The organism is Microcoleus sp. Pol1C5 (assembly GCF_036701115.1).
In the GTDB taxonomy this organism is placed as follows: domain Bacteria; phylum Cyanobacteriota; class Cyanobacteriia; order Cyanobacteriales; family Microcoleaceae; genus Microcoleus.
In genome coordinates, this window is sequence record NZ_JAUBQE010000066.1 from 26,366 (window position 1) to 33,667 (window position 7,302).

At 42.4% G+C, this 7,302-nt stretch carries 9 protein-coding genes; 3 read left to right on the top strand and 6 right to left on the bottom strand.

Going from position 1 to position 7,302, the window contains the following annotated elements:
- The 3 genes from QUA23_RS27275 to QUA23_RS27285 form a co-directional block, all read left to right on the top strand.
- On the top strand, positions 1-570 hold a 570-nt coding region (locus QUA23_RS27275), incomplete at its 5' end, for a hypothetical protein (protein ID WP_333110607.1).
- A 181-nt stretch (positions 571-751) separates the two neighbouring features.
- Entirely contained in the window at positions 752-943 is a 192-nt protein-coding gene (locus tag QUA23_RS27280; protein ID WP_333078975.1) for a DUF6753 family protein, read from the top strand.
- 231 nt (positions 944-1,174) lie between these two features.
- Positions 1,175-1,654 (top strand): hypothetical protein, encoded by a 480-nt coding sequence (locus QUA23_RS27285; RefSeq protein WP_333078976.1) that lies wholly within the window; start codon positions 1,175-1,177, stop codon positions 1,652-1,654.
- On the opposite strand, the gene QUA23_RS27290 is transcribed toward QUA23_RS27285, so the two are convergent.
- The 6 genes from QUA23_RS27290 to QUA23_RS27310 all read right to left on the bottom strand — a co-directional run.
- Positions 1,651-3,720, bottom strand: a complete 2,070-nt coding sequence (locus QUA23_RS27290) for a CHAT domain-containing protein (RefSeq protein ID WP_333078977.1) — start codon at positions 3,718-3,720, stop codon at positions 1,651-1,653. The genes QUA23_RS27285 and QUA23_RS27290 overlap by 4 nt on opposite strands.
- Positions 3,721-4,014: 294 nt before the next feature.
- Positions 4,015-4,509: a hypothetical protein gene (locus tag QUA23_RS27295; protein WP_333078979.1), complete on the bottom strand. Its 495-nt coding sequence runs from the start codon at positions 4,507-4,509 to the stop codon at positions 4,015-4,017.
- A gap of 30 nt (positions 4,510-4,539) precedes the next feature.
- Positions 4,540-5,022, bottom strand: coding sequence for a YcxB family protein (locus tag QUA23_RS27300; RefSeq protein ID WP_333078980.1), 483 nt, complete (start codon positions 5,020-5,022; stop codon positions 4,540-4,542).
- 399 nt (positions 5,023-5,421) lie between these two features.
- Positions 5,422-5,631 (bottom strand): hypothetical protein, encoded by a 210-nt coding sequence (locus QUA23_RS27305; RefSeq protein WP_333078981.1) that lies wholly within the window; start codon positions 5,629-5,631, stop codon positions 5,422-5,424.
- Between the two features lie 539 nt (positions 5,632-6,170).
- Positions 6,171-6,881 carry an IS1/IS1595 family N-terminal zinc-binding domain-containing protein gene (locus tag QUA23_RS31180; RefSeq protein ID WP_445243526.1) on the bottom strand — a complete coding sequence of 237 codons (711 nt, stop codon included), beginning with the start codon at positions 6,879-6,881 and terminating at the stop codon, positions 6,171-6,173.
- 17 nt (positions 6,882-6,898) lie between these two features.
- On the bottom strand, positions 6,899-7,302 hold a 404-nt coding region (locus QUA23_RS27310), incomplete at its 5' end, for a hypothetical protein (RefSeq protein ID WP_333078982.1).

Genomic DNA, 7,302 nt, shown 5'->3' on the forward strand with positions numbered 1-7,302 from the left:
TCTGATGTGGGTACTGAATTGATTGGTAGAGGTGGTTGGGCTGGATCTATCGCTGTCGCTGATGGCTTTGTTTATTTTGCAACACCTGATGGGAATCTGTTACGTGGGAGTATAAATCGTTCAGCTACTCCACCTGTTTTTCCTATCAAAGGATCTCAACACGATGATGTCGCAGGGGGGCACATGCAAACAGACTTTTCTCTTGATGCGGGAGGAACCCTAAATGCCGTAACAAGATGGTGGACAAATGTGAAATTAAAAGGATTCACTGGTTCTGTGACTGTGGTGCTAACTGACATCGATAAAAGACCACTTTGGGCTACGGCTCCTCGAACTCACGCTGTTGATGGTGAGTGGATAGGTGACGATGATAGGCACGAAAACTGGAGCGAAACAGTACCTTCAGGTATTATTGACCAAGTTCATGGATATGCAATTCTCCAGCAACACGATCCTAAGTGGTTAAGCCTTGTAGGAGACAGAGGAGAGCAATTTTTGCGCTGGCTGAACTCAGATGATGGTAAGGCAACAATTGAAACAATTGCAACAATTGCAGTCATATTATTGTAGCTCGCAGCCTAACAACCCGACTGGAGCGGACTGTTGCAAGATATTGTGGTGTTGCAAAGGTTGCTTACAGCCGCTCAGCCGGAACTTTACGGAGGGACATCATGCAGGAATCCACCGTTTGTCGTTCGATCTGGAGAGAGGCTGAGAAAAAAAAGACACGGGCGATCGCTATCAATCTCTTGTGTATCTGACTCAGGAGCAAGCGGAGGCTTTGCGGTGGGCGACTAGCGCTGAGGGGAAGTTTGCTTGGAATTTGATGAAGTGGAATTCGGATAGCCTGACTAATTTAGAATGTAAGAAGGATGTCAAGCGTTTGGGGGTGACTCTGGAAGTAGCCGGAAGGCCAGCCAATTCGGGGTTTTTTACTATATGAGTGGAACCTGTGGAAAAGCGCAAATTTAGGGATTAATATAGTTATGTGATTTTGCTCAGAATTTGGACAATTTGGCTAACATCTTGATCAAAAATCTGTAGTTCAACAAGTACAGCGCTAGATTCTATTTTTAGCTGACCGGCTTTTCCTTAATCCTATCTTACAACTGTTGTCTAATTTCTGATTCCATTTACGGCTTTAGCCTATAACCGAGGATAACTTTATTAATTTATGACTCAGATTGAAGAATTAGCAAAAAATATTGTTGAGCTTAGTGAACAAGAACTTATGCTTCGGCTTGGATTGAATGCTCAAGAGTTCCGTAGCGACTTGACTCGAAGTGCTTCGATTGACTCCATTGATCTTCGCAGCACTCCTATTCTAACCAGAGATAATGAAGAAGCTTTTATCTTTGGAGAGCGTTTATTCAAACGGTTGAATGCTAATTCATACGAGCTTCTCTGCAAAGATCCGTTTGATAGCAAAACTCTTGAGCAGTTGAAAAAGGCTCTAGATGAAAACACTGGCATAGCTGCCGGAATGCTAGCACCTATTTTGGTTGCCAATCTAGGACTAGCTCCGGCAATTGCAGCTATTATTGCTGCTTTGATAGTCAAAACTCTTGCCAAATCAGTTGCGGATACAATTTGCGAGGCTTGGGCAGAAGCTTTGAAAGTTCAACAAAATCAAGCTTCTGATCTGCCAACTTAACTAGGCAGCACTTTTACTCGCCCTTCTGCATCAGCATAGAGGGAGTAAGCTAACCAAGTTGAATTGTACGGAGCGGCTTTGCGAATATCTTCTCGTGCCAGCCGAAATGACTCTGCAATGGATTCGTTCTCCTTTAAAAGCTTCGTGTAAAAGGTCTTAGCAAACTGCAAAGCTAATTCATCTGATACTTCCCACATTGCACCAATGAAGGCTCCTACACGAGCCTTCACTAACTTTTCTGCCCAACCGCCCAACCCAGTAAAACTAAATTCTCCTCGCGCTCCATGACAAGAATTTATAAAAATCATAGGTCGAGGTCGTCGTCCTTTAAACTGCACCTTAATGTGAGATGGCCGCAATAATTCTCCATCGCTTAATTCGATTGGTGAATCATTGGGTGAGGCTGCATCGAATTTTCCATGACATGCAAAGTGCAGTAGGGAAAACTCCTCGTTGGTAAAGCAATCTAAAACCTGTGACAGTTTACCAAATGTAGTAAGTGGAGTAATACCTGAACACAAAGTAGAGAGTTGCTCAATAAATAAAAGTTCTTCTTTTGCCCAACGTAAGTTAGTTGGAGTTGGAGCAATCGGGCGCACTTTACCTATAATCATCTCATCAGCCGTTCCACCCATTGAAAGCCAGCGAGAAAGAGCAAACTGCTGACACCAAAAGGGTTCTTGTTCTACGTCGCCATTCTCATTGTTACGGTAAGGCTTAATCATTTCCCAAGGTATCCACGGTTCTTCTGATGTAATTAAGAGAGATTTAACACGAGTCTTGAACTCCCAATACTCCTGTTTTAACGGTTCAGAAATCAGTTGATCCCAGAGAGAATTGCCAATATTAGTTAAATCATCTTCTTTTTCTTTACGTCCTTCTTGTGTTGTTGGCACTGTGTTTGCCATGCTGCTCATCTGTTCGTAGATTACCTGCATCTTTTCTAAAGGTGAGCCTTCTAGAGTTACTTGTCCGGCTTTCGTATAGTTGTAATTTACATCTACCTTGCTCGAATGCAGCCTAAATAGCAGCGTCTTTTTGTCTGAATCGTAGTCTATTAGCAAATCTAAGTCTTGAGGCGGTACAGTTCTTGCGGTCTTAAGTTCAAGAAGTAAAGATTCATCTGACTGCGGTACAGTTACATCAACAAGTTTTTGAGCAATTAAAACATTACGATGTGTGGTGCCAATGCGGCCACGTTTATCCCAGAATTCTACCCTAATTCTTTGTTCCCCAAGTTGACGTGGAATCAGGTTAAATCGCACCTGTGAGTCATCGTCCCGCTTAACTTTAATAACCTGAACATTGCTACTCTCAAGATCAAATTCAGGAGCACTCAAAACTACTTCCACTTCTGGTAATTCTGAGGTACCTGTGTCTGGAATTTCCAGCATAATAGCAGCTTGCAATGTATCATTAATGTTTTCTCTAAGAAGCTCAACAGTTAGACTGAACTTCTGATTAATAATCGCTTTATCTGGACAATCCAAGTTCGGATAGCGTATAAGTGATTGAGGAGTTTGTATGTTTCCAACTTGAACGGTAGTTTCTATGTCAGGTTCTAATAGTTCCTCATCGTATAGTTCCTCATCGTATAGTTCCCAATCTTGAACATTACTGCGTGTTCGCGTTGGAAATAGCTGATCTTCACGCTCTTCTCTCAAAAACTCAACAGCTTTCTGATACGCCCTATCCAATTCGGATTGGCTGCTGGCTTCAATTTTGACTTCTCGACCTTGAACTTTTACGCTTAGTTCAATCCGTTGGGCTTCCCAGCTACGGCCGCTCTCGTTGATAGACTGGGGATAGAAGCGATCGCTCAAATTGCTCAAAAAGCTAAACACAGCCTTGAGATTAGCTGGGTTAACGTTTATTTTCAAGATTCCCAACGAAAAGGTCGGCAAAGATTCCCCGGGTTCCGGCACTTCCTCTACAGGAACTAATTCTGCCCCTTCTACCCCTTCCATTTCTTTTACCTGCTGTAGCAAATTTTCCACTTCTACTTGTAATTCTTCTACAAGAAGATCGGAAGAGTAAAGGGAAATCGTTATTTGAACATTAGACATGATTATTGACTCCTGTTAACTACTTTAACCATCATTTCAGCCGTTAGATTATAAGGTGAGTTGGTGAGCGATTCGGGTAAAACTTCAACACGACATACGCAAGTTTCACAATAGTTAAAGGATTTTTTAGGTACGTTGTTGCGTTAAATCTGGCGCTTTAGCGCAACAACGTACCTTTTTTACTTTCTTCCCGCTAGAAGAATTTGTATTTTCTGCCCCCCAGCTCCCTTCTCCTTTTACTGGTTTCCCCTACTTCCTGGATACATAACCTTAGAGCGGGAAGGGAGTAATGTGCTAGTTGCGTAAGTCCTGTTCAAGAATTTTCTCAACCAAAGCATTACCCAATTCTCTCGGTTCCAGCTTATGCAACCCACCCCCATACACGCGCCCCTCACCCATCAGCACCTCATCAGAAATGCGATCGAGCGCCTGCCACACCTCTTTAAGCAATTCTGGCTTATCTGAAAGCACTTTGGCAAGAGCAGGTTTAGGATACAGCATCAAATAAACATTGGTAGCCGTCGCTTTTGAATGATTTAGGATAAATCGAAAAGGTCTACCTTTACCAGTATCCTGACGACCCATATAGGTGCACAGAAAGGGGGAAGGGGGACGCTTTTCCTGCGAATACCAGGGAGTACGATGCTTACACAGGTAGCGATCGCAAATTCCCTGCCTTACTCCCATCTGCAAATATTCCCAAAGCAACGGATACTTAGCTTTCACCTCCAAAGGGGGCAAATCGCACGATAGTAAGAATAACCGACGATCGAGAATCGGATTTCCCAAGTCATCTGACTGAATTTGATACAGTCTCTTTCATCGGGAGCTAATTCCCTCTATGCGAAGTAGTTCTCGGAACTGATCTAACTGCTCATTACTCATGAAGGCACGCTTTGGCAATATATTAAAAACATGGGGAAATTGATAAAGCATGAAAAGTTTTTTTGTCTCTCTAAATTTGGTATATAATTGCCACTTAATATTCGATTCAACGCTGAAAGTTTTATAAATTATTCCCTCTTCATTAAACTCAAGGGTTGTAGGTTCGCGTAGATTAGGCTGACTTTTCCATAAACGGGCGAGTTGATAACGTTGATTTAGTTTTATTAAAGGAATATAAAAAATGCCTCCAACGAAAAGGCAATAACCAGTCCAGTCAGCAGGATTGATGATAATACATAGGAGCCCTATTAAAAAGAATAAAATACTGAATATCCACAACAAGAAGCTCTGCGATTTCAAATGCCCTTGACTAGCTTCCAGATAATCATTTAGCGTCAGTTGGTACTCAAGTTTCATAGGTTACGTCCCACTACCGTAGAGTTTGTGCCATGTACTTGGTTGTTTTCCTGCCCCGTGTAGTCTGTCGTCCATGCTTAAGAATTCAAGCTACTACTCTATATGAGTAGAGTATTTCTGGGATACTAACAAGTATGCAGTTGTGAGTTTCTCTTCTCCAGCCCTTTTCTGGATAAATACCCAATAACACTTACAAACCATCTAGAGGTCAGGTTAGCTCTTTTCCTTATCGGCGAGTTGCCCAAAAGCAGCTCTCAGCTCCTGTCGGTCGTAATTCATCGTTACGATCACTCAGGTCACTTCCCCCAGCTCTCTCAAGTCGGCCTTTACCTCTGCCCTTATCTGTTCGATCGCACCAGATGCCTTAATGATTTCTATAATACGCTCCTCTAAATTGTCTCACACAAACTGTCTTACTTTTACAGCCCCTAGTAAGACTATAGAGCCATCGGATAGCACCTCAATATTTAGTCGCAAAATATCCATCAAGATTTTAGAACCATTATATCCAGGCGGAGTTTTGGCATCGTAGCGCTCTTTGCCCAGATAGTCGATCGTTTCTAGAATATCGGCGTCACAACGAAAAGTTATAAATTCCTTGTCTGACATAAATCTTGCTTACGTCTTACCGTATCTTACAAAAGCGGAAGACGCAAGTTGCTATTTAGTAAGATATACAAACATAAGTCTTACACTTGTTTAAATCAATCTTACAGTTTCTCATAATTGTAAGACAGTATTGGAGAATAAACGCCCGACGCTGCCTAACAGATCCACTCGTGAACAGCCCCACTTTACGCCTCTTTTTTTAGAGTGACCGCTATTGATAAGAAAATTTTTCAATATCACGAACCGAACTGCAACTCTCGCTATAATCGATTGCCCCGGCTCCCCTACCTTCCAGGCAAGAACGCTCCAAATCACGACCTCAAGAGACAATAAACCGACGCTCCCAGTGCAAAAGCATTACAGGACTTACGCCATAACGCTATGTATAGCCTCATTGCGTAAGTCCTGCATATTACTAAAAACTAAACCGAGATGCCATTGCTTCTAATTTAGATCGACTCAAGGAACTTAACTGAGCAGCTCTCTCCTTCACCAAGGAAAAGATTGACTGGTAGTATTTGCAGTCCTGGCATTTTTGACTAACAATTGAGTAACGCCTGTAATTGCTCAGCGTCCAATTTTTCCAAACTCTCAAGTTTTTCAGCCATAACAGCCAGAAACTTCTCAAATTTTGGGCAAGTTGGGCACAAAGCTAAGTCACCGGGAAGCTGACAAGTACAATCCCAGTGTCCCGGAGCATAAAATGACCGTCCACATCCATAACATGAATAACGTTTTTTTCCATTAGCCAAACCCTTGCTTTTAATATGAGAGCTTTGACAGTGAGGACAGACCCAAGCCAATGGAGAGGCCGAAGATAGTTGCCAACTGGATAACGCCTCTTGTCTTGCCACTTGAGCGCGTAAATTTTTTAATTTTAGTTGAGATTGAGCCTCCGAAAAAAGAGCGTCCAATTCCTCTCGGTTTTTATTGTGTAACCTACGTACATTCTTTTTCAGAGTCGGCAGTAATTCTTGAAAAGAGGGGCAATCTTGGCATTTGGGCAAAGTGCCAGGGTTTTGACAACGACAATCAAATTTCGCTATCTCCATAAATGAAACACCACAGCCGCGACAAATATAGCGTCGAGTTTTATTCTCGCTGTATCCTCGCCCAGCCACATGGCGAGAAGCACATCGGGGACACTGTAAACCGTCAGATTGAGCCTTGGGCTGCCAATGAGGGAGAGCTTGTTGCATTGCCACCTCAGAGCGCAGTTTAGTTAGGTTAAATAGGTCTTGGATGTTCATAAACTTGGCCGGGTAATTTAGTTTGATAGTTTTAACTCAATCGATTCAACAACACCAGACCGAACCGTAATGCGCTCCACTAACAGCGGGAAAATTTTGACTTTTTCATCATTAGAAAGCGTGTGCCAAATCGCCAAGTTATTACCTGCGTGAATAATTTCGGCAGCGGTTTGATTCTCAAAATCCTTAGTTGCAAAAGGATTCAAAAGTTTTTCAATTTCTTGAAGAGTCTTGTTTTTAATCGCCTCAATATCGGGGTCAAAGGTAGAAATTTTTTCCAAGTTTTCCAACTTTTCTTGTAAAGAGCACAAGCGGGGGTTCGGCTCAGGCTCTTTTTTGGGAACCGGAGTTTCTGGCTCTAATTGAATCGTAGTTGCAGCTTCCAGAAGTTTTTTGATTAATTGTTGCTCAATCACAGATT

What these genes read in the sequence shown, in the direction of transcription:
- QUA23_RS31180 (WP_445243526.1), bottom strand. Translation starts at nt 6,881, where the DNA reads ATGAACATCCAAGACCTATTTAACCTAACTAAACTGCGCTCTGAGGTG.
- QUA23_RS27300 (WP_333078980.1), bottom strand. Translation starts at nt 5,022, where the DNA reads ATGAAACTTGAGTACCAACTGACGCTAAATGATTATCTGGAAGCTAGT.
- QUA23_RS27305 (WP_333078981.1), bottom strand. Translation starts at nt 5,631, where the DNA reads ATGTCAGACAAGGAATTTATAACTTTTCGTTGTGACGCCGATATTCTA.
- QUA23_RS27290 (WP_333078977.1), bottom strand. Translation starts at nt 3,720, where the DNA reads ATGTCTAATGTTCAAATAACGATTTCCCTTTACTCTTCCGATCTTCTT.
- QUA23_RS27285 (WP_333078976.1), top strand. Translation starts at nt 1,175, where the DNA reads ATGACTCAGATTGAAGAATTAGCAAAAAATATTGTTGAGCTTAGTGAA.